Genomic DNA, 25,848 nt, shown 5'->3' with positions numbered 1-25,848 from the left:
ACCTAGGGCTCATCTTTATCAACCTCCATCAGGGCCATCACCATACCCATGACCGAGCCAAGCACCGCCAAATAAACGCCCACATCGAAAATCAGCGGGGTGGATGCCTTGAAGTCGATCACGGGTATGGTCCACCACTGGGCGGTTAAAAACGGCTGCCCCATAAACCAGGCGGGAACCACCGAAATCATTCCGAGAAGCAGACCCACACCGATCAAGTCCCTGGGGTCTACCATCCTCAGCACTTCCTTAGTCGCACTCACACCGAACGCAAATAGATAAAGCGTGAATGCACCTGCTGCTACCAGCCCAGCAATGAAGCCGCCACCTGGCTCATCATGACCACGCAGTAGCAAGAACACCGAGAACATAAGCTGAAGCGGCATTAAAAAGCGCGCCGCCGTATTAAGAATAATGGTGCCTGACTTAACCATCGTAGGGCTCCTTAGTATTGTTTTTGTCGCCCTCATTGACCGTACCGTCATGACGCAGCTTTAACATTGCAATGACACCAATGGCTGCCAACGCCAGTACAAACATTTCCCCTAGCGTATCAAGCGCTCGGTAATCCACCAGAATGACGTTAACAATATTGCGACCGTAAGCTAACGGAGCGCTGTTTTCGATCATGTAGACAGAAATCGGCTCAAACTGGTCAATACTCCAGGCCGTCATAATGAGTAGGAAGATAAGAACCCCCATCGTCGTCGCCACTGCACCATCTCTGATGCGCTCAAGATTCGTTGAGAGGTTAGAAAAACGCGGCAAGCGGAAAAGCACCAGCACGAGCAGAATAACGGTTAACGTTTCGACCAGCAGCTGGGTGATACCTAAATCAGGTGCGCTGAAGAGTATAAAGATCAACGCAATCGAAAAGCCCATAATCCCCACGGACACCACTGCCCCCAAACGTGAACGGGAAATCGTGGCAAAAATAGCCCCCATCACCATCGTGCCAACCACAACTACCTCGTGGAACTGTACATCCAGGGTGAGCGCAAGCTGAGGCGAGTGACGCAAAAGAATGGAGTTACCAATCAACGCGATCAATACCAGGAGCATGACAAGAATATAGTTACGCATATAGCCATTTTGCAGCAGTCGCGTCTGCCATTCTGAAAAGCGCACAATGTAGTTCATCAACCCTTCGTAACCTGCCTCAGGGCCGTAACGCATCACAGGTGCCAGGGTAGCTAAATGACTGCGAACACGATCCCAGTGTTTAAACAGTAAAAAGCCCAAACCAAGACTGACAAGCGACATAATCAACGCCACGTTGATGCCATGCCACAACGACAGTGATACCTCAAGGGGCTGACCTGATACCGCTGTAGCCGCAGAAGTCAGTAACGCGTTACCACCCAAGAGTGCTGGCAGCAGCCCCAGTGAAAGCGAGCCAACCGCCAACAGTCCTGGTCCTAGCAGCATGCTGAACGGTGCCTCATGGGGAGTTTTCGGTGTTTCATGGCGACGTCCATAGAAAGGCCTAAGAGCAATAATCGCCGCGACAGCGATGGTCAAAATGGCCGATACAAACGCAAACAGCAGCATCAACGCCCTAAAGCCCTCAGCGGCTAGCACCGCCTCCAACATTAACTCTTTACCGATAAAACCAAACAGCGGCGGCACCCCCGCCAACGATAGTGCGGCGACAAACGCAATGGTCGCTGTGACAGGCATCAGCCCTCTCAACCCGCCCATGGCGGTAACATCCTTGGTGCCTGTTTCGTGGTCCAAAATACCCGCCACCATAAACAGCGCGCCCTTATACATTGAGTGGGCTAGCAGGAAAGTAACGAACGCGGTCATGGCGTAGTCAGTGCCAATTCCCACCAACATAGTCAACGTACCAAGCGCCATGATGGTGGAATATGCCAATAGTTTTTTGATGTTGGTGTGATGGATCGCTAAAAATGCACCTGTCAGCATGGTCGTAGCACCAACAACAGACAGGATACCCACCCATAACGCCGTATCACCCAGCTCGGGCTGTAACCGCGCCAACAAATAGATGCCCGCCTTTACCATGGTGGCCGAGTGTAAGTAGGCTGAGACAGGCGTGGGTGCTGCCATTGCATTTGGCAACCAGAAATGGAAAGGGAATTGCGCCGACTTAGTAAACGCACCAAGTAGCAAGCAAATTAGCATCGGTGTATACAGCGCATGCTCGCGTAGATCACTCTCCATTTGGCCAATTTCATAAAGTGACCAGTTACCGCTCGCCACACCCAGCAGCACCAAGCCAGCCATTAACGCCAACCCACCTGCGACGGTAACAAAGAGCCCCTGACGCGCAGATTTTCGAGCTTCTATATTGGAGTGGTTGAAGCCAATCAGCAGGTAAGACGTGATACTTGTCAGCTCCCAGAATACAAACAGGGTGATCAACCCGTCAGCGAGCACCAACCCAAGCATGGAGACCATGAATGCCACAAGCGCCAAATGGAAGCGCGCAATATCCACATGCCCTTTTAAGTACCCACCTGCGTAAATCAGTACACAGGCACCTATTACCGTAATCAGTAGCCCAAAGAGCAACGACAGTCCATCCAGCATAAACGTCAAGCTAATGCCTAACGAAGGTACCCACTGCCATTCAAGCAGCAACGGCCCATCACTGAACACAGAAGGAGCCTGGCTCACTAACCAGGCGGCTATTAAGGCTGGAAACAGCGCCAACACAAAGCTTGCCCGATGGCCAAACCAGCGGTTAAGCAGTGGCGACGAAGCGGCCAGCACAAATCCCATTAACACGGCGAGCTGCATCTAGCGGTATCTCCTGAGTCTTTGTCTGCCTACATAAGGCGTGGGGGCTTGGTGTTTAACGCCACGTTTTATGACCTATACAATTTGTGGCCTATACAACTTGTGGCCTATATACAAGGGAGTCTATACAAAAGACATAGCAATGTGGCGTTTATTAGCAATTTATAACTATTTCAACCTATTCATTTTACAAGGCTATTTACCAACATGTTATTCGTTAGTCGTCTACCGCATGAGCGCATATCCGAATAAAATACTCCCGCATGCAATCAGGGGCAGTGTATAGCAACCGTTATCCTTAAGTAGCAAACCTTATAACAGGTATCTTCGTCTTTCCAGGATCCCCGTTGCTACACCTCTCCTTCTTGCTATGTTTTCACTCACCCTAAGCCCAGTGTGGTCACTAACCAGCCGAGCGCTATGGAAGCTAGATTGAGACGTAGCCTCTCGGTAAATTAGCAGCCACCTCAGAGCGTGGAACGCCAGCAATGTCTCTGCTATTGATACCTCTGCTGACCTTGACCGGGACGGCTATTCCGCTACTTACGTCTCGCTTCGGACGTGCATACTGTACCCTATCAACCCTCGTTCTTCCTGTTATTGCCCTTGCTCTCCTCTTTAGCTATGTACCCGCCCTATTGAATGGAGAGACGCTACATGTTGCTTGGTCATGGATACCTCAACTAGGCCTGGACCTTGCCTTTCGAGTGGATGGCTTAACGTTCCTATTCGCACTGCTTATTCTAGGCATCGGCAGTTTAATTATTTTCTACGCGGGCCATTATTTATCGCCCACCGAGAAAGATGGCCGCTTTCTGTCGTACATGATGCTGTTCATGACAGCGATGCTGGGCATCGTTATGGCCGACAACCTACTCCTGCTATGGCTTTTTTGGGAATTAACCAGCGTTTCATCGTTTTTGTTGATTGGTTTTTGGGGTCACCGCAGTGACGCTCGGCGTGGTGCACGGATGGCGCTCACCGTCACGGGCGCTGGAGGGTTAGCGTTACTCGCGGGCATACTGCTGATTGGGCACGTGGTGGGTAGCTTTGCCCTGCAGGATGTTCTTGCCGCTGGCGATCAACTACGTGCATCCAGCTACTACCCTGTCATATTGGCTCTGGTACTGCTGGGCGCCTTTACGAAATCCGCTCAATTCCCTTTTCATTTCTGGCTACCGCATGCTATGGCTGCGCCCACCCCTGTCTCAGCCTACCTACACTCTTCCACCATGGTGAAAGCAGGTATTTTTCTACTGGCCCGGCTTCACCCAGCACTTGGCGACACCACCGCCTGGGAAACCAGCCTAACACTAGTAGGTCTTGCCACCCTGGTATACGGTGCTTGGTTTGCGCTATTAGAGCGTGATTTAAAGGGAATACTGGCTTTTTCAACGGTTAGTCATCTAGGGCTGATCGTTCTCTTGCTAGGACTGGGTAGTCCACTAGCTATTGTCGCAGCGCTGTTTCACATTTTTAATCATGCGCTATTCAAAGCAACTCTGTTTATGAGTGCTGGCATTATTGATCATGAAACAGGCACTCGCGATATTCGACGCCTGGGTGGCCTGTGGTCGCTAATGCCGATTACGGGAACGCTTACCATGCTCGCCGGTGCAGCCATGGCAGGCTTTCCTCCGTTTAACGGCTTTTTATCCAAAGAGATGTTGCTAACCAAGGCGGTAGCGACAGACCACTTTGGCGGCCTCGGCATTATCATCCCTATTCTGGTGCTTGTGGGGGCCATTCTCTCGGTGGCCTACTCAATCCGTTTGGTTGCCAATGTTTTTTTCTTACCGCGCAAAGTAGGGGAGAAAACAGAGGAGAAAGCTGAGGAGCCTGTTCATGCCCATGATCCCCCCAAGGGGATGTATTTACCCGGCATGGGGCTGGCTTGCTTATGTCTGTTAGTAGGGCTGTTCCCAATGACCTTGGCTGCGCCGTTGATTAACAGCGCGAGCTTAGCGGTACAGGGGGTTAATTCGCCGGTTTTCCATCTTGCCCTCTGGCATGGGTTAAACGTGCCATTAATGATGAGTGCTATTGCCATTGGCTTGGGGATTACCCTGGTGTGGCGTCATGAGCGACTATATAGCTTGGCAGCATTACTCCCCACACGAGATGCCAAAGACATTTTCGAAAAAACGATAACGCGGGTTATTAAGGCAGCGGTGTGGTTAACGCTGCGTCTTGAAAATGGCTCCCTTCAACGCTACCAAGCGCTGTTACTTATGTCCGCCCTTATCATGACGGCGCTGGGGTTAAGGCAGCTTGATAACTTAACCGGCGCGGCAGGCCTGCAACCCATTGACGGTTTAGCAATGCTAGGTGCCGGCGTTATGGTTTTTGGCGCGATTGGTAGTGCCTTTGCTCATAGATGGCGGCTGGTATCACTGTTAATGCTCTCCACCGTGGGACTCCTAGTTTCACTTACCTTTGTACGCTTCTCCGCACCCGACCTTGCCCTCACCCAGCTATCTGTTGAAGTGGCGTCGATGATCTTGATGATACTCGCGCTCTTCTTCCTTCCTCAGCGCCCTCCCCGCTGGGTATCAACCCGTCGAATTATGCGGGACTTACTGCTAGCGGCGAGCTTTGGTTTAGTGATCGCCGTATTGAATTACGCACTGCTTACCCGAGACACGTTGAGTATTTCTGAGTTTTTCCTTAGTGAAAGTGTACCTGGCGGCGGCGGAACGAATGTGGTGAACGTGATACTGGTCGACTTCCGTGGCTTTGACACCTTGGGAGAAATCACCGTTCTGGCACTTGCTGGACTTGGTACTTACAAGCTACTCAACCGGTTACGCCTGTTCAAGCCTTCGGGCAACTTAGAAGGCATCCGCTGGTCACGACAGCGCTACCCGCTGATATTTGACGTTGTTGCACAAATTATTCTTCCATTGGCGCTTTTGGTATCGGTGTATATTTTCTTGCGCGGCCACAATCAGCCGGGCGGAGGGTTTATTGCAGGGCTCGTCACCGCCGTTGCATTGTTGATGCAATATATGGCGCGGGGCTATGAATGGACCAGCAATCGACTGCCTATTTCATACCCAGTGGTCGCAGCCCTAGGGCTCGTTATCGCAGTCCTCACAGGCCTGGGGAGTTGGCTGTTTGGCTACCCGTTCCTTACTTCATCCTTTGGCTATTTCGATATTCCCTTAATAGGCAAAACGGAGTTGGCTACAGCGCTACTATTCGACATCGGTGTTTATCTCACTGTCGTAGGCGCGACGCTGATGATCCTTGTTAACCTCGGTAGTGTTACTACGATTCATCGCCCCACGTTAAAATCTTCACTTCAGTCCGCGCCACGAGAGGGTAATAAATAATGGAGCTGCTCTTTTCTCTGGTGACTGGCGTGCTAAGCGCCAGTGGCATCTATCTATTACTACGCGGGCGTACCTTTTCTATCATTGTGGGCTTAGCGCTACTCTCATACGCGGTCAATCTGTTCCTATTCTCGATGGGAGGGCTACACACCCACGCAGCCGCAGTGATTGGTGAGTCGGAATCACCTGCCGACCCACTTCCTCAAGCGCTGGTACTGACCGCCATCGTGATCGGCTTTGCGATGACTGCATTCATGGTGATCTTAGCGATTCGCGCCCGCGCTGAGCTAGGTAATGACCATGTCGATGGTAAACAGGGTGAAGAGGGAGAAACTCGCTGATGGCACAGCATCTGATCATTCTACCTATTCTGCTTCCGATGCTAACCGCCCTAGGCCTTTTGCTATCAGGGCAAGTGCCTACTCCCTGGCAGCGTCGTGCCAGCATTGCCTCCTGCGCATTATTGGTACTACTTGCCGTTGCCCTGCTAGTTAAAGCAAACAGCGGAACGTACTCTTTTTATGCACTTGGCAATTGGCAAGCGCCTTTCGGCATCGTGCTTGTCCTAGACCGCTTATCAGCCATTATGGTGGCTCTCACTGCTGTGCTAGCACTGGGTTGTGTCACCTTCGCTGCCGCAGGCGACGACAGCCGTGGCAGTAACTTCCACGCAATTTTTCAGCTACAGCTAGTAGGTCTTAACGGCGCGTTTCTCACCGGCGATATGTTCAACCTATTCGTCTTTTTCGAGATATTACTGCTCGCGTCTTACGCACTATTAATGCACGGCGGCGGTAAAGCACGTATTGGTGCAGGCATGCACTACGTGGTACTTAATTTAGTCGGCTCTGCACTATTCATATTGGCTCTGGGCGTTCTCTACGGCGCCACAGGAACACTTAACATGGCCGATATGGGACGGCGAATAGCCATGCTTGACGCAGATAGTTCTGCACTGGTTAGCGCTGGGGCACTACTGTTAGTCGTCGTGTTTTCTTTAAAAGCAGCCATTCTACCGCTCTATTTCTGGTTACCCGCCACCTATGCTGCGGCCCCAGCGCCCATCGCCGCCCTTTTCGCCATCATGACGAAAGTCGGGCTCTATGCGATCTTAAGGGTTAAAACGCTTGTTTTTGCGGACAGCACGGCGCTTGTGTTTATCGAAGGGTGGCTCTGGTGGGGTGGCTTAGCCACACTGCTGTTAGCGGGCATCGGCGTACTCGCCGCGAGAGACATGCGGACCATGGTCGCTTACTTGGTGCTCGTTTCCGTTGGCACGCTCATGTGCGCTGCTGGCATGGGAAGTACTGCCAGCACCACGGCATTGCTCTACTATCTCATTCATACCACCTTAATTGCAGGTGCCCTATTCTTATTGGCTGAGCTCGTCGGCGTACAGCGTGGCCAAGCAGGAACACGCTTGGTGCGCGCTCGTCGGCTGCGCCAGCCTGCACTGCTGGGCGGTATGTTTATGATTGCTGCCGTGGCGGTAGCAGGTTTGCCTCCACTTGCTGGTGCGCTGGGAAAACTGCTGCTGATGCAGGCTGCTGAAGGCAGCGAACGCCTATGGCTTTGGCCAATACTGTTGCTTGCCGGTTTAGCAGGATTAATTGCGTTATCCCGTGCGGGTTCTGTTTTCTTCTGGGCGAGTCACAAAGGTGAGCCTAATGGCCCCCTGACTAGCAAACTTCAGTTATCAGGAGTGATCTGGTTACTCGCCAGCGCCCCTCTGCTTGTCATATTAGCAGGCCCGGTAAGCAGCTACACTGAGGCCACCGCCGTCCAGCTAAGTACCCCATATCTCGTCAGCGAAGCGTTAGGACTCGATGTGATTCTACCTCTTACCCAGGGAGATCAGCCATGACACGTGTGGAACGCCTATTTCCCGCCCCCACTCTTGGGCTCGTGCTTTTTGTTACCTGGCTGTTAATGGTCAGAAGCCTGGCGCCAGGGCAAATTCTACTGGGCGCATTTCTAGCGATCATCATTCCGTTACTCACAAGGCGTTTTTGGCTGCCCTTTCCCAGAGTGAAGCACCCCATTAAGCTAGCACTTTTCGTCATAGGTGTATTACGCGATATTGTCGTGGCTAATTTACAGGTCAGCTTACTTATCCTTAGCCCTAAACGAACGCCCCACCCAGGCTTTATTGAGTACCCCTTAAACGTTTCAGACCGCTTAGCCGTCACACTTCTGGCCAACACCGTCACAATGACGCCTGGAACAGTGTCGGCCTATATACGCCAGGATCTCACCGCTCTATTTATTCACGTACTGGATATGAGAGATGAAGAGTCAATCATTCGCGAAATCCACGAGCGCTACGAGAAGCCCTTAAAGGAGATTTTCGAATGCTAGCCATCGCCTTATGGATAGCCATTAGCTTTATCGTTCTAGCGCTGGCAATGAACATTTACCGTCTAGCCATTGGGCCCGATATTCCAGACCGGCTGCTTGCCCTGGATACCATGTATGTAAATGCCATTGCACTTATCGTTATTGCGGGGATGTGGCTCAATACCAAAACTTATTTTGAAGCAGCTATGCTGATTGCCATGCTGGGGTTTGTCAGCACCATGGCCATCTGTCGCTACCTGCTACGCGGCGATATCATTGAATAATGGAGACGACCATGACACTGCCTTTTTTTGCCGAGTTAATCGTGTCGGTGCTACTAGTTCTTGGCGGCCTGTTTGCCTTTACAGGTTCTCTCGGCATGCTGCAGTTTAAAGATTTCTTTATGCGCCTACATAGCCCTACCAAAGGCACCACCTTGGGCATCGGATGTATCTTGATTGCGTCGATGACGTACTTCACTGTGAGCCAGCGCGAACCGCATGTTCAAGAACTGTTAATTACGCTTTTTTTATTCATCACAGCCCCCGTCACGGGCCATATGCTAGCCAAAACAGGTCTGCACATGCACCTTCGTTTCATTGCAGGTACACGTGGATCACTGCCTGAGTTTATGGACGAGGATGTTGGCCAAAACCGTGTTGCAAACCCCGGCCGACCAAAACCCCCTGGCGGACTAAAAAGCCGCCATAAACAGTTGCTGCGTAACCGAGGGCGATAGCAAACGGCTGAACCGCTAACCACTAGGCGGATCAGCCGATGATTTTACTATGGCGTTGTCAGCCAACCCGCCAACTCATTGTTAACGACCGCCAGCAGCGCATCGATATGGTCGTCACGATCATTCAAGCAGGGAATATAACTAAACGTCTCGCCCCCTGCTTCCATAAAGCTATCGTGAATCTCTTCTTTGATCTCTTCCAGGGTTTCAACACAATCGGAAGAGAAAGCAGGCGACATAATCGCAATATGCTTGTGCCCCTGCTTAGCAAGCTCAGCCACATGATCAACAGTTTGTGGTCCTACCCACTTCTCAGGGCCAAACTGAGACTGGAACGCGGTATCCACTTCTTCTTTGCTCAGCCCCAGTTTTTCACGCATTAAGCGCGTCGTTTTCTGGCACTGGCAATGGTAGGGGTCTCCCTCTAGCAAGTAACGCTCTGGGACTCCGTGGTAGCTTACTACAAGCTTAGTCGGACGCGTTTCAAAGCCGTCGTAAGCTTCCTGCACTGAATTTGCTAGCGCTTGAATATAGGCAGGGTGCTCAAAGTAAGCAGGCACCGTACGAATATAAGGCTGCCACTTCATTTTCATCAGCGTACGAAATGCCTGATCATTTGCCGTTGCGGTCGTAGGCGAGCCGTACTGAGGATAGAGCGGGAAGAAAACAATCCGCTCACAGCCCTTCTCTTTCATACGATTGAGGACACTTTCCGTCGACGGATTTCCATAGCGCATACAGAAATCAACTTCAACATTATCGCCATATAACGCTTTCAAACGCGCAGCCATTTTTTCCGTTTGGGCACGCGTCGTCGTCAGCAATGGACTCTCATTCTTTTCATTATTCCAGATGCTTTTGTAGGCATTACCAGACGAAAAGGGACGCTTGGACAAAATGATCAGCTGTAAAAGCGGCTGCCACTTCCAGTTGGCATAATCAACGACGCGTTTATCAGACAAAAACTCGCTAAGGTAGCGCCGCATAGACCAATAGTCAGTTGCATCCGGGGTGCCCAAGTTAGCCAACACCACACCCACCTTTGCAGGGGGAATGGCAGGGTGATCACTTGGAGCATGACCCAAGCGCCCTTCGCCCGGCTGATCTTTCACAACGCTATCGACCATGTCGCTAACTCCTCAGGTACTTTAAATAGTTGGCAAAATCTTAACACTTTTCGGCAAAGCTGCGGCATAAAGTTATACTATCAACATCATTTGTATAACTGCAGGCAAACTCATGTCTAAGCCTTTACTGCTCGTTCTTGGTGACCAGCTATCGCTTTCATTGGCAACCTTACGCGACGCGCCAACTGACGCAGTAATCGCTCTTTGCGAGGTCGCCGAAGAAGCGCGTTATGTGCCCCATCATATACATAAAATCGGCTTATTCATGGCCGCCATGCGGCACTTTGCTCAGGCGCTACGCGATAAAGGCTATAACGTCCATTACAGCCGCATTGATGATGCTGACAATACCCAGTCACTCATCACGGAAGCCGAGCGTATTGCCATTCAGTACGGCTGCAATGAAGTGCGAGTGGCAAGGCCTGGTGAGTGGCGACTTTGGAATGCCATGCAGCAGCGTCAAGAGGCTACCTTGCCCTGGCGAATGGTCGAAGATGACCGTTTTTTCACCTCACCTGATGACTTTGCCAACTGGGCTAAAGGGCGTAAACAGCTTCGCTTGGAGTATTTTTATCGGGAGCAGCGCAAACGTACTGGGCTGCTGATGGAAGGCGATACACCTGCTGGAGGAAAATGGAACTTTGACCACGACAACCGTGAGCCAATTAAAGCAACGCTCAGCTTTCCATCGCTTCCCACCCACCGCCAAGATGCGCTTACCCAGGAAGCGCTCACTGATGCCAAGCATCATTTTAGCGAACACATGGGGTCTCTGGATAACTTCAACCTCCCCGTCACCCGCCGACAGGCGCTAGCGGATTTAAACCACTTCCTTGATCATGGGCTAGCCGACTTTGGGCGCTACCAGGATGCGATTAGCGACACAGAGCCGTTTCTTTACCACTCCAGACTATCCGCAGCGCTCAATATCGGCTTGCTAACCCCTCACGAAGTCTGCGAAGCCGCTGAGCAGCACTATCTAGCAGGTCATGCGCCTATCAATGCTGTCGAAGGGTTCATTCGTCAAATACTTGGCTGGCGAGAATATGTCCGCGGGCTCTATTGGACACAAATGCCGGCGTATAAGCGAGAAAACCGGCTTGGCTTTGAGCGAGAATTGCCAGCATTTTACTGGAATGGCAATACCGATATGCGCTGCTTGCAGCGCGCCATTCAAATGACCATCGACAACAGCTACGCTCACCACATTCAGCGTTTAATGGTAACCGGCAATTTTGCCCTGCTGTGTGGTGTTAAACCTGAAGCGCTCTGCGACTGGTACTTAGCGGTTTATGCCGACGCCTGCGAATGGGTGGAGCTGCCTAACACCCTGGGTATGGTGCTGCATGCTGATGGCGGCCTAATGGGCTCCAAACCTTACTGCGCTTCTGGTAAATATATCGACAAAATGTCTGACCACTGCCAGCACTGTCGTTACTCCCCCAAACAAGTAACAGGCCCCAAGGCGTGCCCATTTAACAGCCTTTACTGGCATTTCCTGGAAACCAATGCTGAGCAGCTGAACCGCAATCCACGCATGAAGCTGATCTATGGGTCACTTTCACGCATGAAAGACGAAAAGCGTGACGCGATGCGTCTGCAGGCTGAGCAGTTTCTAGACTCGCTACCGACCAGCCAAGGCTATGGCCAGGCACTCCATACACAAGGTTATCTCTCAAAGGATACTCAATGAGCCGCTTCTCTACGCTTCATGCAACGTCGCCTGTCACGCTATACCACGATGGCCACTGCCCTTTTTGCCGCGTGGAAGTCGCGTGGCTTGCAAAGCATCGCCATCAAGAACGCGTCACGCTAGTGGATATTCAGAGCAGTGATTTCAATGCAGCCGATGTAGGACGCAGATTTGACGACATGATGGGACTGCTGCATGTAAAAGACGGCCGAGGAAACTGGTATATCGGAATGGATGCCAGCCGGGCCCTTTATGCAGTGCTAGGATACCGGTGGCTAGTGTGGCTTTCTTGCTTACCAGGCCTGCGAGGAGTAATGAATGCAGGCTATCGTTTTTTTGCCCGTCGCCGGGTTCGGCTGGGGCAGTGGTGGGAAAAGCATCAAGCGAATAAGTGAATAAGTGAATAAGTGAATAAGTGAATAAGTGAATAAACCAAGCCCAAAAAGAGAATTAAAATACCAGCGGCATACGCGATGTCAGCGGTGAGCTGTAATGAGCGTCACGGCCAATCACTTCATCCTGGGGTACATGCTGCACCAAGTATGCGCGATGGATGCCAGCACGCTTTAGCTCAAGATAGACATCGTCCAGCGAGCGAAACAGCATCGGCTTGTTACGCTGGGTTAGCATGTGGCGCTCACCCTCTACATCTTCAAGCTCAACTTGGTAAAAACGGCTACCTGAATGAGTAATAACGCGTATTTCAAAGTTGTCGTGACCTGCAACGAACTGTTTGAGTTCTTTCAGTTCCATGATCCCTCCTATGATTGTCCATTGTCATGGGACATAGCATGACGCTGCCCCATGACAATTTTATTACCTTCACACTAGTTAGGTATGACGGCAACATCAAAAAAGAGTTCCTGACCAGATCGTCAACTTATACGTCGAATTACTGATATTCAGAAGGATCGATTGCTTTGCCTAACGAGTTGCGGTCGATCCAGTTACCACCTTTGGTTTCTTTATAACGAAAAACCACCTTATCGCCCACAGTCACCGGCAGCTCCCCATCCTCAGTCTGGTAGCTGTATTTTTCCCCTTCAACTACCAGGAAGTAACGGTAGAGGTCAGGCATACCCAACCACTCTTTAAATGGCCCTTCACGCTCTAGCGACTGTAGTTCCCCACGGCCTTCTAACTTTGGAAGACGCTTGCGGTTACCACGTCTAAAACCACCTGCCATTTGCCACTCCTGTCTATCTGCTTCGTCGGGGAGGAGCATTATACGTTCTCCCCCCAGACGCTCAAGTTAATCGCCGAACGCTTCGCCGTAGCTGTCGGGCGCAAGATCTTCAAAACGTGTGTATTTACCAATAAACGCCATATGTACCGTACCGATAGGCCCGTTACGCTGCTTACCGATGATTAGCTCGGCAATCCCCTGATTATCTGGATTATCTGGGTTATACACTTCATCGCGGTAAACGAATGCAATCACATCAGCATCCTGCTCAATCGCACCCGACTCCCTCAAATCCGACATGACAGGGCGTTTATTTGGGCGCTGCTCCAATGAACGGTTAAGCTGAGAAAGTGCCACAACGGGGCATTGAAACTCTTTTGCCAACCCTTTTAACGAACGAGAAATTTCCGAGATCTCACCGGTACGGTTTTCAGAAAAACCAGGAATCTGCATTAGCTGCAGATAGTCGATCATGATCAGCGCCATATTGCCGTGCTCACGCACCACCCTCCGCAAACGCGAGCGCATTTCGTTGGGCGAAAGCGCGGCAGTGTCGTCAATAAACAGCTGTTTGTCTTTGAGCAAATTGACCGCTGAGGTAAGTCGCGGCCAATCCTCGTCTTCTAGCTGGCCAGAGCGTACGCGGGTTTGATCAATCCGGCCTAGCGAAGAGAGCATACGCAACATCAGTGATTCCGCAGGCATCTCCATGGAGAACACCATCACCGGCTTATCGCTAGAGATAACCGCATGTTCCACTAGGTTCATGGCAAAGGTGGTCTTACCCATGGACGGGCGGCCAGCAATAATCACCAAATCCGAGGGCTGTAGACCCGAGGTCATTTCATCCAGATCGCGAAACCCCGAGGAAAGCCCTGTCATTTCACCTTTCAGGTTGAACAGTTCATCAATACGGTCAACGGCTTTGGTTAGCAGCTCGCTCATGCCGATAGGACCACCGGTTTTCGGTCGCTCTTCAGCAATTTGGAACACTAAGCGCTCAGCTTCATTGAGTAACTCATCCGCGGGTCGGCCCTGGGGAGAAAAAGCCCCATCAGCAATTTGATTGGCCGCACGGATAAGCTTTCGAAGCGTCGCCCGCTCACGCACGATATCCGCATAAGCACGGATATTACTGGCCGAAGGCGTGTTACGAGCAAGCTCTGCCAGAAATGCCAATCCCCCCACCGTATCGAGCTGGTCACGCGCTTCCAACGCTTCTGACAACGTTATAACGTCAAGCGGCTGCCCAGATTCGGCCAAATGAATCATCACATTGAACACTAAACGGTGCTCGTAGCGGTAAAAGTCATCGGCCACCAAGCGCTCCGAGACATTGTCCCAGGCCTGGTTGTCCAGCATTAGCCCACCTAGCACCGACTGCTCCGCCTCAAGAGAATGCGGGGGCAACTTTAGCGCTGCCGTTTCCTGATCAGCAGAGGGCTGGTCCTGCATAGCGAGCTCCTTATCCAATAGCGTAGCCAACGACGATGACTATCTTAGCGCAACCTCTGGCACACCATAAGCGGCATATCCACACTAAGCGACGTTCAAAAAGACGCACCCAACAGCGTACGTACTTTTGGCCGGCGCCTAAAAAAACAAAGGGCGCGGGAGATCCCGCGCCCTTCGAGGCGTCAGCGTTATTGAGAGGAGTTACTCTGCAACAACAACCACGCGAACAACGGCGTTCACTTCGGCATGCAAGTGAAGGTCGATGTCGTATTCGCCAGTTTTGCGAATCGGGCCCTGCGGCATACGCACTTCGCTCTTGGCAACGTCGATGCCAGCAGAGGAAATAGCGTCGGCCAAGTCACGCGGACCGATAGAACCAAACAGCTTGCCTTCGTCACCGGCTTTAGAAACCAACGACAGTTCGATGTCGTTAAGCTGCTCTGCACGGGCTTCAGCTTCTGCTTTACGCTCAGCGGCTTGGGCTTCAAGCTCAGCACGCTGTGCATTAAACGCTTCGATGTTCTCTTTGGTTGCCGGCACGGCTAAGCCGTAAGGAACCAAATAGTTACGACCATAACCGGGCTTTACAGTGACTTTGTCACCCAGGCCGCCCAGCTTACCAATTTTGTCGAGCAGAATGACTTCCATCTCGTAAACCTCTTGTCAGTTGCTGCGGGCAAGGCGTGCGCGAACGTTCGCGAATGTGTCAATCAGCCCCAACAGCAGCACAATGAGAATCGTGGGCCAGGTCGTGATTAGTAGCACATAAAATGCCACCAGCCACAGCCCGTTCATCCCCTTTATTCCAATAAACCCATGCACTAACGCAATGCCAGCCACTAGCAGAGGAATCCATCCAAGCATCGCCAGAGCATGCGCTCCCAGTACCATCCCGGCCACCCCAAGCACTATTAATACAGCGAGCTCTTTGGGTGTTAAGCGCAGTGCGTGAAACTCTTCACGAAAGCCACCTGGGTTATAAAGCCCAGCCTGCCAGCTTCGTGCCAGAGCCAAACATGCAATGGCTGCCAGAAGTACCACCAACCCTGTCACACCGCCAATTACCATGGCAGCAAGCGTCGGCGTATCGATGCCTTGATTAGCAAACTCAGTGAGCATGCGGTCGATCTCTACTGAGCTCTCCCGCAATTGCTCCAGCATAAGCTGTGTTCCGCCCGGTGGGCTAAAGATGCCTAGTTGGACCATTGCCGCGGCCGCTAACGTGCCAACGATCAATGCTTCACCCCAGCGCATCCTTTCACGCAGGATAACGGCCATTAGCGTTACCAGCAGCACGCTGGCAAGCGGGATGACATCACCCTGAGACCACCAAAAACCTGCAGGTAGTGCGGCTGCAATAATTACCGGAAGCGCAGGTGCAAAACCTTTGCGTAAAGTAACTAACGCGGCAATAGCAGCTCCTAACCAGAAGAGCCAAGGCACCAACGCTGCAAGCGCGGCCCCGCCAGCGGCATAGGGCGTACCCCGCATGAGCCATCTCGCCAGTGCCAGCATCACGTTAAACGCTTACTGATGGCTATCGGAGTAGGGCAGCAGTGCCAGATAGCGCGAACGCTTGATAGCAGTCGCCAGCTGACGCTGATAGCGTGCTTTGGTGCCGGTGATGCGGCTCGGAACGATCTTGCCGGTTTCGGTGATGTAAGCCTTCAGCGTATCGAGATCTTTATAGTCGATCTGCTTGACGCCTTCAGCGGTGAAGCGGCAAAACTTACGGCGACGGAAAAAACGTGCCATGGACTAGCTCCTTAAAACGTGCGGTGGATAGAATCAGGCAGTTTCTTCAGCTTCTTCAGCGCGCGGTTTATCTTCGCGACGCGGACGCTTTTCTTCTGCCGGCTTCATCATCGGAGAAGCTTCAGTGATCGCTTCTTTACAGCGAACAACCAAGCTGCGAATGATGGCATCGTTGAAACGGAAGATGTTCTCGATTTCATCGAGAGTCTCGCCGGTGCATTCAACGTTCATCAGCACGTAGTGGGCTTTGTGGATCTTGTTGATCGGGTAAGCCAGGTGACGACGGCCCCAATCTTCCAAGCGATGCACAGTGCCACCGTTTTCGGTAACGATGCTGGTGTAGCGCTCGACCATAGCCGGCACTTGCTCGCTCTGATCCGGGTGGACCATAAACACGATTTCATAATGACGCATGGAATCTCCTTGCGGTTTGACAGCTTCCGATGTGCATTGAAACAAGCGTCTCAACGACGACAGGGAAGCAAGGAGTTAACTGAAGTGCCCTAATTCACCGCGAACGATGTCGTTTGGGGCATCAAGCAGAACTGTGTTTTCGTATTTACTAGTAACCAATACGAGCGCCCGCTTAAGAGTAAACGGGCGCAGGCATTTTAGTGGGCTAGTGACTAACTTGCAAGCTGCCTCTGACGAACAGCTTCAAACAAGCAAATGCCAGTGGCCACCGATACGTTCAAGCTAGAGACCTGCCCTGCCATAGGAAGCTTAGCCAAGTTATCGCAAGCCTCCCTGGTTAAGCGACGCATACCCTTCCCTTCAGCCCCCATCACTAATGCCGTTGGGCCTGTCATATCAATCTCAAACACACTAGCATCGGCTTCGCCCGCTGTGCCGGTAATCCAGACACCAGCATCTTTTAACTTGGCAAGCGTACGGGACAAGTTAGTCACCTGATAAACCGGCACTACCTCAGCGGCACCGCAGGCAACTTTTCGCACAGTGGCATTTAGCGGAGCGGCTTTATCTTTGGCTACGATCACCCCATGAGCCCCCGCAGCATCGGCGCTACGCAGGCAGGCCCCGAAGTTATGCACGTCGGTGACCCCATCTAATACCAATAGTAAAGGCGGAGTCGCTGCCTGCCAGGCACGTAGCTTTAACCACAACGACTCCTCTCCCTCAGGGGTCAATGGTGGACAAAATGCCACCACCCCCTGGTGAGCTGCGCCCTGGGTAAGCTGGTCTAGCACATCACGGGGCTGCTCTTTAATCCGCGCACCACGTGACTGAGCACTGGCAACTACCTCTTTTAAGCGGTTACCCGCCCCCTGCTGCACCCACAGCTCACGGGGCGTTTCGCCCCGCTCAAGCAAACTTTCTAGGGCGTGAACGCCATATACTTGATCCAACCCATCCGGAGTGCGAATAGCCGGACGCGAGCTACGCCGAGACGACGACTTCATGCTCACCCCTTATTCGGCGATGGTTTACGCGAGCTGTTGCGCGTGCGTCTTGGACCACGGCGAGTCGGCTGCTTATCTCCTGGCGCAGCCGCTTTTTCAGCACCACCTTCCTCACCACGACGCTTGCGCGGCTGGCGGCGTGGCCGAGGCTTCTCATCAGCAAGGCCAAAGTCGATTTTACGATCGTCCATATCCACTCGAGCGACCTGAACCGTGAGGCCATCACCCAGGCGATACGTCGTGCCCGTGCGCTCACCCTTGAGGCGATGCTTTTCTGCCTCATAGTGGTAGTAGTCAGAAGGCAGCGACGTGACGTGCACCAACCCTTCGACATAGAAGTCATCCAGACGCACAAACAGGCCGAACTGGGTCACCGAGGCGATGGTACCTTCGAACGTTTCGCCCAGTTTGTCGGACATGAACTCACACTTGAGCCAGCTTTCAACATCACGGGTTGCTTCATCCGCCCGCCGCTCTGTCATTGAGCAGTGCTCACCTAGCTCAAGCATTTGCTCGAAGGTGTAGGGGCACCACTTGCTTGGCGGATCGACCGGTGCACCTTCTAGCCGAACAACCGTATTGGTCTGGCGCGGCCCGCGAATAACCGAGCGAATAGCGCGGTGTACCAGCAAATCGGGATAACGGCGAATCGGCGACGTAAAGTGCGCATAGGCTTGGTATGCCAAGCCAAAATGGCCTTCATTCTGAGGCGAATAGACCGCCTGATTCATGGAGCGCAGCATAACGGTTTGGATGATGTCGGCATCCTGGCGATCGATAATCGCCTCACGCAACGCTTGGTAATCCTGCGGCGTCGGCATATCACCGCCGCCAACTGAGAGTCCCAGCTCGCTTAAGAAAAGGCGTAGTTTATCAAGGCGCTCTGGCGTTGGGCGCTCATGGATCCGGTACAGTGCTGGTAGGTCATGCTTATCCAAGAAACGTGCGGTAGCCACGTTGGCCGCCAGCATGCACTCCTCTATGAGCTTATGAGCGTCGTTACGGGTACGCGGCACAATTTTTTCGATCTTGCGCTCATCATTAAAGATAATTGCCGTTTCGGTGGTATCAAAATCAATCGCGCCACGCTCTTCCCGCGCACTACGCAGCAGGCCGTAGAGCTCATGGAGATTCTGTAGCGGCTTCACCAGCGCTTTGTGCTCATTGCGCAGCGCCTCACCTTCGTCACTCTCGTTATCGAGAATGGCTGCCACCTTGTTATAGGTCAGGCGAGCGTGGGAGTTCATTACCGCCTCATAGAACGAGTAGCGGCTAATCGCGCCCGTCTTAGAGATATTCATCTCGCAAACCATTACCAAACGGTCTACTTGCGGATTTAACGAACACAAGCCATTCGAGAGTAGCTCAGGCAGCATCGGTACGACTTGGCCGGGGAAGTACACCGAGTTACCCCGCGTACGCGCTTCATCATCAAGCGCCGTGCCAGGGCGAACATAGTGCGATACATCCGCAATTGCGACCAACAGCTTCCAGCTGCCCGATTTTGTTTTCCACGCGCACACCGCATCATCGAAGTCTTTGGCTGACTCATCGTCGATTGTCACTAGCGGAAGCTCGCGTAGATCAACGCGATGCTGCTTGTCTTCTTCCAGCACTTCCGCCGAAATACCACTGGTTTGATCGAGCACTTCTGGCGGGAACTCTGCAGGAATATCGTAACTGCGTATTGCAATATCGATTTCCATGCCGGGATCCATACGCTCACCCAGCACTTCAATCACCTCGCCAACCGGCTGAATTCTCGTCGCGGGTTGCTGAACGATTTTGGCCGAAATCACCTGACCATCTTTTGCACCGGCGCTGGCAGTGTGAGGAATGATAACTTCCTGGGTAATGCGCGGGTTCTCAGGAATCAGCACCCCAAATTCCGGTGAATTGCTGCGATACACACCCACGATGGTTTGCGTATTGCGCGCAATCACATCGGCAATAGTTGCCTCATCCCGGCCACGACGATCACGGCCACTGACACGCGCCAACACATAGTCACCGTGGAATACACGGCGCATTTGGCGCGGAGGTAATACTAAGTCCGGCTTTTTACCATCATCACGCAGCAGGAAACCAAAGCCATCTCGATGCCCCTGCACTTTCCCTTTAATAAGATCCAGCTTGTCAATCAGCGCGTAGGCACCGCGGCGATCGCGCAATACCTGACCATCGCGCTCCATGGCAGCCATGCGGCGGCGCACAGCCTCAAGATGATCTTCATCTTCAATGCCAAGCATGCGACTCATGTTTTCATGGGTAATCGGCTTGCCGTACGACTCCAGAGCAGCCAACAGGTACTCACGGCTGGGCGCAGGATTATCATACTTTTGCGCCTCGCGCTCGGCGTGCGGATCATCACTCAATGTCCAATATTTCATGCGATCAACATCCTTGATTGCGTTTGCGGGAGGCAGCTAATCTGCGCATGCACACTGTGCTGCGGGCGAGGGAGTTCAGCCATGAATCGACTGACGTACATCATATTTTGTTTAGTCATGTACGCAGTATAGCGCCGCCCGTTCAATCACCCAACCACCTAGCGCCGCAATTATGCGTTTTTAGTGATAAAAACAGTTACTGGGTCTTGCATTTAAGCGTGGCCTCGGTATCATACGCGCCACTTGCCCAGATGGCGGAATTGGTAGACGCGCTAGCTTCAGGTGCTAGTGTCCGTATGGACGTGGAGGTTCAAGTCCTCTTCTGGGCACCACACTGCATTATGTTACCCCCTTTTCATAATGTAAGACGGTGTCGTGGCAAGCAGCAACATGGTTCTCAAGACCGTTTGAAAGACAGCTTGGCTTGAAAGTTTGTATTCGCCCAGGTGGCGGAATTGGTAGACGCGCTAGCTTCAGGTGCTAGTGTCCGTATGGACGTGGAGGTTCAAGTCCTCTCCTGGGCACCATACGAATACAAACAACAGAACACATGATATGCCCAGGTGGCGGAATTGGTAGACGCGCTAGCTTCAGGTGCTAGTGACCGCATGGTCGTGGAGGTTCAAGTCCTCTCCTGGGCACCATTTATTGAGCAGGTTCGCATCAGCACTAACAAGCCCACCTTTACGTTACATCCTTTCCTATATCCCCTCTTGGCAATAGCACCTTAATCGCCGATAACATTATTCTGTTCGTTTGGAACGTATCCAGGCTTTGATTACCTCAGCACTTTAGCATTAGGCCGCCAGCGGTACTCAATACCCGCTAAACGGCCTTATCGAAGCTGACGGCTATTGATGATTTAAAACTTAGGCTGATTATTGAAAACGCCCAGGACGTTGAGCAACTTCTTCCAATGCCCAACCTTGGGTACGCAACTCTCCCTCCAAAATAGCCTCAACCTCCGGCGTGAGGTCTGGGAAAAAGTTAAGGCCTGTACGCGCTTCTATTTCATCGATCGTGACCAGATAGTCGGCTAACGACTCATTGCCACTAACGTCCTGAGGCATAATAAACGCCAACGCCAACGGTGCCTCGCTATCCGGCACGACGATAATTTTATAAAACGCCTCGGGCACTTCCACAAAACCGACGCGATTAAACACGTTATCCATAAAACGTTCAGGGAATACCGGTCCTGTAATGACCTGCAGCCGATCAAAACGTGGCGCAAAATGATCCATCACAGACTCTTCCAGACGCTGCCAAAGCTGGCGGTTCAAGTTTGGTCGCTGAGGCGTCATATTGCTCATCAAGAAGGTATCGACCTGTGCATTGCGCCCATGCACGGCCGCAATAGCGTAGTTGGGTGCCATGTGACCACGATCATAGCCACTGCCAGAATAACTCGTTGTACTGATTGGCCATAATGTCCGCCAATCCGACTGGAAGTTAGGACGTGAACCAATGCGCGTATCATCAGGAACAGCTTCTAATTGATAACTGACCCAAAGCGGATTAACCCGCACATCAGACCACCCTACCAAGAACCCATCATTGCGCAGCACTCGGTGAAAGGTTGTCGGGTGAAACCCATCCCAGGTTGGTACGCCCATCCAGGTATAGTCATCTTGATGCTGACGCCCCTGAAACTCCCACAGCCCAGTCCCCACAACGACAAACAACAATGCGATGCCGACTCGTCGACCTTGCCGACGCCAGCGCATAAGCGATCTTCCCAACGGTCTTACTCCCTAAATAATAATTATTCTGCATCCTGCATTTTCAGGTAATCTCATGGATTACCAACCAAGAGAAAACATCGTTTCTAAATCATGCCGTGAATGCACCTGCATGGCATTTAGCGTTTCAGTATCACTAATGCCCTCTACCGCGTTTAAGCGCTCGGTGACCAGCTCAGCCAGGCTTTCAAAGTCACGTGTACGCGCGATAGCGACCAAATCGTAACGCCCACAGGTCGAATAGACTTCACTAATGCCGTCCACATCAGCAAGACGTTCGGCGACCGCTTTAACCTGACCTTTTTCGGTATTAATTAAAATCACTGCGTTTTGCATAGCGCCTCCGTAAATCGCGTTTTTGTAAATAGTGTTATGGTAATTCCTGCAACGAGTGGCGAGTATAGCAGCCTGCTAAGTTCGGCCAAGCACTACGACGTAACGCGGCCAATTGTCGCGTTCCTTGTAAGGTTGTTCGCACTAGTTTTGAGCATGCGCTAGCATGTACCGAAGAACTCTGGCTTATAAGTCTTGTCGGAGTATCAAGAGGTGGATAACCACCCGATAACCGCAGCAAAACGTCAGACCGTGACGATAAGGAGATACCATGGCTAATCAAAGCCGTCGTAAGTTCATGCGTAATAGCGTAATGGGTCTTGCCGCCCTGCCGTTTGGTGCTGGCATTCTTTCCAAAACCGCTTTTGCCCAGGAACTACCGCGTCTAGACCCCTCTTCGCCTACTGCTCAGGCACTCAACTATGTTGAGGTTGCCAGTGACGCAAGCGATCACCCCGCCTATGAAGAAGGCGAAGTATGCGATAACTGCATGTTTTGGGTGGCTGACAAAGAAGGATGCCAGCTATTCCCAGAGCATAGCGTCGAGCCCAAAGGCTGGTGTCAGTCATGGACTGCCCAAGGCTGATTATCGGGCCGTCAAGCAAAGCACCTCTACCCCGCGCATAACGCGGGGTAGTTATTTTAGGTATCAGTTATTGTGATTGCTCATTGCTTTGAAACATCTCGGCTTTGAACCGTTAACTGGCATCGCTCTCTTCTTCAATAGGCCACTGGTAACGACGTGTCACTCGTCCCTCTTCCATGGATACCAAATGCACCGGAAACCCCCATAGCTGCTGCAAGTGGCGAATCACTGGATAAACGCTGCGGCCAAGCGGGCGACGGCTATCCTGTACATGGTTCAAGGTCAGCGAACGGTCACCACGAATCGCTGCCTCAACGACTTGTATATTAGGCTCACGCACTGACAGTGCATACTGGGTTGAAAGTGCCTCGCGCACCCGCCGATAACCACGCTCGTTGTGAATTGCCGCCACTTCTAACGTCTCTACTTGGTCATCATCAACCAGTAAAAATAGCTTGAGATCGCGCATTACCTTGGGCGATAAAAACTGCTGTATAAACGACTCATCCTTGAAGTTGCGCATGGCAAACTCGACGGTATCGCGCCACGGACTGCCCGCAATATCAGGAAACCACTCACGGTCTTCATCGGTGGGTGCTTCACAAATCCGCTTAATATCCATAAAAATTGCAAAACCCAGCGCATACGGGTTAATCCCACTATAGTAAGGGCTATCAAACCCTGGCTGATTGATAACCGCCGAGTGGGATTGCAAAAACTCCAGCATCAGGCCTTCATCAACCTTACCGTCATCGTACAACCTATTCATTAACGTATAGTGCCAAAAACAGGCCCAACCTTCGTTCATAACCTGAGTCTGCCGCTGGGGATAAAAATATTGCGCCAGCTTGCGCACAATACGCACAATTTCACGCTGCCAGGGAGCCAGCAGCGGCGCATTTTTCTCAATAAAGTAAAGCAGATTTTCTTGGGGCTCAGAGGGATAGCGGCCGCCGTTATGCAAGCCAAGTGGGTCATCGTCACTATGCAGGCTACCCGGTAGCGGGGATACCCCGTTGGGTGGCTCAGGAATCGTTCGCCACAACATATTCACCTGGGTTTGCAGGTAGGCTTCGCGCTCTTCTTGACGCCGAACCTCCTCCTCTGCAGAAATGGGTGAAGGCCGCTTATAGCGGTCTACACCGTAATTTTGTAGTGCGTGACAGGCATCTAACAGCTGCTCTACCGCTTGGACACCATGCCGTTCTTCGCACTGGGCAATATACTTACGAGCAAACACCAGATAATCAACAATGGAGTCCGCATCGGTCCAGGCACGAAACAGGTAGTTACCTTTGAAGAAAGAGTTATGCCCGTAGCAGGCATGAGCAATGACCAGCACCTGCATCATCAGGGTATTCTCTTCCATCAGATAGGCAATACATGGGTTGGAGTTAATGACCAGCTCGTAAGCAAGGCCCATCTGGCCACGTTTGTAGGCCTGCTCAACGGCAAGAAACTGTTTACCAAACGACCAGTGATGGTAACCCACCGGCATCCCAACACTGGCGTAGGCATCCATCATCTGTTCGGTGGTAATCAACTCGATTTGATTGGGGTAAGTGTCTAGGCGATATTCATCAGCAAGCTTGGCAAGCTCCTCATCAAAGCGCTCCAATACGTCAAAATTCCAGTCAGAACCGGTTGCTATTGGTTTGCGGGCTACACTCATGGCGCACTCCTCGGCTCGCGTCACTGTTCTTGGCTCAGACGGCGCTTAAACAGTTCGCGGAAAACAGGATATATATCCCCAGCATCAACGATTTGGCGCATGGCAAAACGCTCGGAAAACTGCTCAGCCACGGTTTCATACTCATGCCACAGCGACTGATGTTCATGAGGGGTAATTTCAACGTAGGCGTAGTACTGCAACTGCGGCATTAGCTTTTTAACCAGCAAATCTCGACAAATATTCGAGTCATCATCCCAGTTATCGCCGTCCGATGCCTGAGCAACATACAGGTTCCACTGCCCCGCGGGGTAGCGCTTGTCAATGATGTTATTCACCAGGTTAAGTGCGCTGGAAACGATAGTGCCCCCCGTCTCTCGGGAGTAGAAAAACTCCTCTTCGTTGACCTCTCGTGCAGCCGTGTGGTGACGAACAAACACCAGCTCTACTTTCTCGTAATGCTTTTCCAAAAATAGATAAAGTAATAAGAAAAACCGCTTGGCAATGTCCTTATGGTTTTGGGTCATGGAGCCGGAAACATCCATCACACAAAACATCACCGCTTGGCTGGAAGGCTGAGGCTGCGCTGCCAACTGGTGGTAACGCAAATCATAAGTGTCAATAAATGGCACCGCTTCAATACGCTTTTCCAAGCGTTCAATTTCTGCTTTCAGCTCAACGATACGGGCTGGATTGCGAAGCACGGGATCTTTACGCTCTTCTGCCGCTAACGCTTCTTGTGCTTCTTTCAAGGCGCGCTTAATCGGCGCACGCATAGCGATCCGCCGCGCATAGGCTTCACGCATTGATCGGGTAATACTGATTCGCGATGGCACCCCATCTCGCGCCAGACCTGCCCGCACCATTTTTATTTCTTCAAGCGACTTTAAGGGCTTGCGCTGCAAATGGGGCAGCTCCAAGCCATCAAAAACAAACTCGAGGAACTCTTCTCGGCTAAGGGTGAAGGCAAACTCATCGTCGCCCTCTCCTTTATTTGAGGCGCCCCCTTCGCCAGCCCCATCTCCGCCGCCCTGGCCACTAGGGCGGCGAATTTTATCCCCTTCTAAAAACTCTTTATTCCCCGGCGAGACAATTTGTCGTGCCCCACCTGGCCCGTGCTGAAACACGGGCTCAGAAATATCCTTGGTAGGTATAGATACCTTCTCCCCCCGCTCCATATCGGTGATGGAGCGGCGGTTTACCGCCTCCTCTACTGAGCGTTTAATATGCTTGCGATAACGTTCCAAAAAGCGCTGCCGATTGACCGCGCTTTTATGCTTAGCGTTAGGCCTGCGATCGATAAAGTAGGTCATA

Annotated in this window: 25 protein-coding genes and 3 tRNA genes; 12 read left to right on the top strand and 16 right to left on the bottom strand. The window is 52.0% G+C overall.

Translation table 11 applies throughout. From position 1 onward, the window contains the following. Positions 1-2: 2 nt before the first annotated feature. Positions 3-434, bottom strand: coding sequence for a Na+/H+ antiporter subunit B (locus HZS79_RS15925; protein WP_162218899.1), 432 nt, complete (start codon positions 432-434; stop codon positions 3-5). Continuing rightward, on the bottom strand, positions 427-2,766 hold the full coding sequence (locus HZS79_RS15920; protein WP_179928350.1) for a putative monovalent cation/H+ antiporter subunit A: 2,340 nt from the start codon (positions 2,764-2,766) through the stop codon (positions 427-429). Before HZS79_RS15920 ends, HZS79_RS15925 begins: the two co-directional genes overlap by 8 nt. Positions 2,767-3,254: 488 nt before the next feature. Between HZS79_RS15920 and HZS79_RS15915 the strand changes: the two genes are divergently transcribed. The 6 genes from HZS79_RS15915 to HZS79_RS15890 are packed head-to-tail and all read left to right on the top strand — an operon-like array spanning position 3,255 to position 9,177. Beyond that, complete coding sequence (locus HZS79_RS15915; RefSeq protein WP_179928349.1) at positions 3,255-6,101, top strand: monovalent cation/H+ antiporter subunit A; 2,847 nt, start codon at positions 3,255-3,257, stop codon at positions 6,099-6,101. Beyond that, positions 6,101-6,442 (top strand): Na+/H+ antiporter subunit C, encoded by a 342-nt coding sequence (locus HZS79_RS15910; protein WP_162218896.1) that lies wholly within the window; start codon positions 6,101-6,103, stop codon positions 6,440-6,442. The genes HZS79_RS15915 and HZS79_RS15910 overlap by 1 nt, the downstream gene beginning before the upstream one ends. Next, entirely contained in the window at positions 6,442-7,965 is a 1,524-nt protein-coding gene (locus HZS79_RS15905) for a monovalent cation/H+ antiporter subunit D (protein ID WP_179928348.1), read from the top strand. The genes HZS79_RS15910 and HZS79_RS15905 overlap by 1 nt, the downstream gene beginning before the upstream one ends. Continuing rightward, the gene (locus HZS79_RS15900) at positions 7,962-8,459 is read left to right on the top strand and encodes a Na+/H+ antiporter subunit E (protein WP_179928347.1); all 498 of its coding nucleotides are present in this window, start codon (positions 7,962-7,964) and stop codon (positions 8,457-8,459) included. Before HZS79_RS15905 ends, HZS79_RS15900 begins: the two co-directional genes overlap by 4 nt. After that, a complete protein-coding gene (locus tag HZS79_RS15895; protein WP_162218893.1) occupies positions 8,453-8,722 on the top strand; it encodes a K+/H+ antiporter subunit F in 270 nt (89 codons plus the stop codon). The genes HZS79_RS15900 and HZS79_RS15895 overlap by 7 nt, the downstream gene beginning before the upstream one ends. Before the next feature lie 11 nt (positions 8,723-8,733). After that, positions 8,734-9,177 carry a Na+/H+ antiporter subunit G gene (locus tag HZS79_RS15890; protein WP_162218892.1) on the top strand — a complete coding sequence of 148 codons (444 nt, stop codon included), beginning with the start codon at positions 8,734-8,736 and terminating at the stop codon, positions 9,175-9,177. Between the two features lie 47 nt (positions 9,178-9,224). On the opposite strand, the gene hemH is transcribed toward HZS79_RS15890, so the two are convergent. Next, positions 9,225-10,304 (bottom strand): ferrochelatase, encoded by a 1,080-nt coding sequence (hemH, locus tag HZS79_RS15885; RefSeq protein ID WP_179928346.1) that lies wholly within the window; start codon positions 10,302-10,304, stop codon positions 9,225-9,227. Positions 10,305-10,416: 112 nt separating this feature from the next. Between hemH and HZS79_RS15880 the strand changes: the two genes are divergently transcribed. Then, positions 10,417-11,997 carry a cryptochrome/photolyase family protein gene (locus tag HZS79_RS15880; protein ID WP_179928345.1) on the top strand — a complete coding sequence of 527 codons (1,581 nt, stop codon included), beginning with the start codon at positions 10,417-10,419 and terminating at the stop codon, positions 11,995-11,997. Continuing rightward, complete coding sequence (locus HZS79_RS15875; protein ID WP_179928344.1) at positions 11,994-12,392, top strand: thiol-disulfide oxidoreductase DCC family protein; 399 nt, start codon at positions 11,994-11,996, stop codon at positions 12,390-12,392. Before HZS79_RS15880 ends, HZS79_RS15875 begins: the two co-directional genes overlap by 4 nt. A 55-nt stretch (positions 12,393-12,447) precedes the next feature. Here HZS79_RS15875 and HZS79_RS15870 read toward each other — a convergent pair whose 3' ends face one another. From HZS79_RS15870 to rnr, 9 genes are all read right to left on the bottom strand, one after another. Further along, a complete protein-coding gene (locus HZS79_RS15870) occupies positions 12,448-12,750 on the bottom strand; it encodes a DUF6482 family protein (RefSeq protein ID WP_162218888.1) in 303 nt (100 codons plus the stop codon). Between the two features lie 139 nt (positions 12,751-12,889). Next, positions 12,890-13,183, bottom strand: coding sequence for a hypothetical protein (locus HZS79_RS15865; RefSeq protein ID WP_162218930.1), 294 nt, complete (start codon positions 13,181-13,183; stop codon positions 12,890-12,892). Between the two features lie 66 nt (positions 13,184-13,249). After that, on the bottom strand, positions 13,250-14,638 hold the full coding sequence (dnaB, locus tag HZS79_RS15860) for a replicative DNA helicase (RefSeq protein WP_179928343.1): 1,389 nt from the start codon (positions 14,636-14,638) through the stop codon (positions 13,250-13,252). A gap of 201 nt (positions 14,639-14,839) precedes the next feature. Further along, entirely contained in the window at positions 14,840-15,286 is a 447-nt protein-coding gene (rplI, locus tag HZS79_RS15855; protein ID WP_162218886.1) for a 50S ribosomal protein L9, read from the bottom strand. A 15-nt stretch (positions 15,287-15,301) separates the two neighbouring features. Further along, positions 15,302-16,153: a hypothetical protein gene (locus HZS79_RS15850; RefSeq protein ID WP_179928361.1), complete on the bottom strand. Its 852-nt coding sequence runs from the start codon at positions 16,151-16,153 to the stop codon at positions 15,302-15,304. A 12-nt stretch (positions 16,154-16,165) separates the two neighbouring features. Further along, positions 16,166-16,393, bottom strand: a complete 228-nt coding sequence (gene rpsR, locus HZS79_RS15845) for a 30S ribosomal protein S18 (RefSeq protein WP_009097135.1) — start codon at positions 16,391-16,393, stop codon at positions 16,166-16,168. Positions 16,394-16,426: 33 nt separating this feature from the next. Then, positions 16,427-16,807: a 30S ribosomal protein S6 gene (rpsF, locus tag HZS79_RS15840; RefSeq protein WP_162218885.1), complete on the bottom strand. Its 381-nt coding sequence runs from the start codon at positions 16,805-16,807 to the stop codon at positions 16,427-16,429. A gap of 212 nt (positions 16,808-17,019) precedes the next feature. Continuing rightward, positions 17,020-17,814, bottom strand: coding sequence for a 23S rRNA (guanosine(2251)-2'-O)-methyltransferase RlmB (rlmB, locus tag HZS79_RS15835; protein ID WP_162218884.1), 795 nt, complete (start codon positions 17,812-17,814; stop codon positions 17,020-17,022). 2 nt (positions 17,815-17,816) lie between these two features. Then, entirely contained in the window at positions 17,817-20,204 is a 2,388-nt protein-coding gene (gene rnr / locus HZS79_RS15830) for a ribonuclease R (RefSeq protein ID WP_162218883.1), read from the bottom strand. A 245-nt stretch (positions 20,205-20,449) separates the two neighbouring features. Here rnr and HZS79_RS15825 point away from each other — a divergent pair. From HZS79_RS15825 to HZS79_RS15815, 3 genes are all read left to right on the top strand, one after another. After that, positions 20,450-20,536 (top strand) — tRNA-Leu (locus tag HZS79_RS15825). A 108-nt stretch (positions 20,537-20,644) separates the two neighbouring features. Next, a tRNA-Leu gene (locus HZS79_RS15820) sits at positions 20,645-20,731 on the top strand. 30 nt (positions 20,732-20,761) lie between these two features. Next, positions 20,762-20,848, top strand: a tRNA-Leu gene (locus HZS79_RS15815). A 234-nt stretch (positions 20,849-21,082) separates the two neighbouring features. On the opposite strand, the gene HZS79_RS15810 is transcribed toward HZS79_RS15815, so the two are convergent. After that, positions 21,083-21,931, bottom strand: a complete 849-nt coding sequence (locus HZS79_RS15810; protein WP_162218882.1) for a DNA/RNA non-specific endonuclease — start codon at positions 21,929-21,931, stop codon at positions 21,083-21,085. A 75-nt stretch (positions 21,932-22,006) separates the two neighbouring features. Then, positions 22,007-22,282, bottom strand: coding sequence for an Lrp/AsnC family transcriptional regulator (locus tag HZS79_RS15805; RefSeq protein ID WP_162218881.1), 276 nt, complete (start codon positions 22,280-22,282; stop codon positions 22,007-22,009). 268 nt (positions 22,283-22,550) lie between these two features. Here HZS79_RS15805 and HZS79_RS15800 point away from each other — a divergent pair, with 268 nt between their 5' ends. Continuing rightward, positions 22,551-22,865: a high-potential iron-sulfur protein gene (locus HZS79_RS15800; RefSeq protein WP_162218880.1), complete on the top strand. Its 315-nt coding sequence runs from the start codon at positions 22,551-22,553 to the stop codon at positions 22,863-22,865. 112 nt (positions 22,866-22,977) lie between these two features. On the opposite strand, the gene HZS79_RS15795 is transcribed toward HZS79_RS15800, so the two are convergent. Beyond that, on the bottom strand, positions 22,978-24,537 hold the full coding sequence (locus HZS79_RS15795) for a SpoVR family protein (RefSeq protein ID WP_162218879.1): 1,560 nt from the start codon (positions 24,535-24,537) through the stop codon (positions 22,978-22,980). A 20-nt stretch (positions 24,538-24,557) separates the two neighbouring features. Then, a complete protein-coding gene (locus HZS79_RS15790; protein WP_162218878.1) occupies positions 24,558-25,847 on the bottom strand; it encodes a YeaH/YhbH family protein in 1,290 nt (429 codons plus the stop codon). Position 25,848: the final 1 nt, after the last annotated feature.

Source organism: Vreelandella zhaodongensis (assembly GCF_013415115.1).
In the GTDB taxonomy this organism is placed as follows: Bacteria; Pseudomonadota; Gammaproteobacteria; order Pseudomonadales; family Halomonadaceae; genus Vreelandella; species Vreelandella zhaodongensis.
The sequence above is the reverse complement of the archived record's forward strand: the minus strand, read 5'-3'. Positions and strand labels throughout refer to the sequence as shown.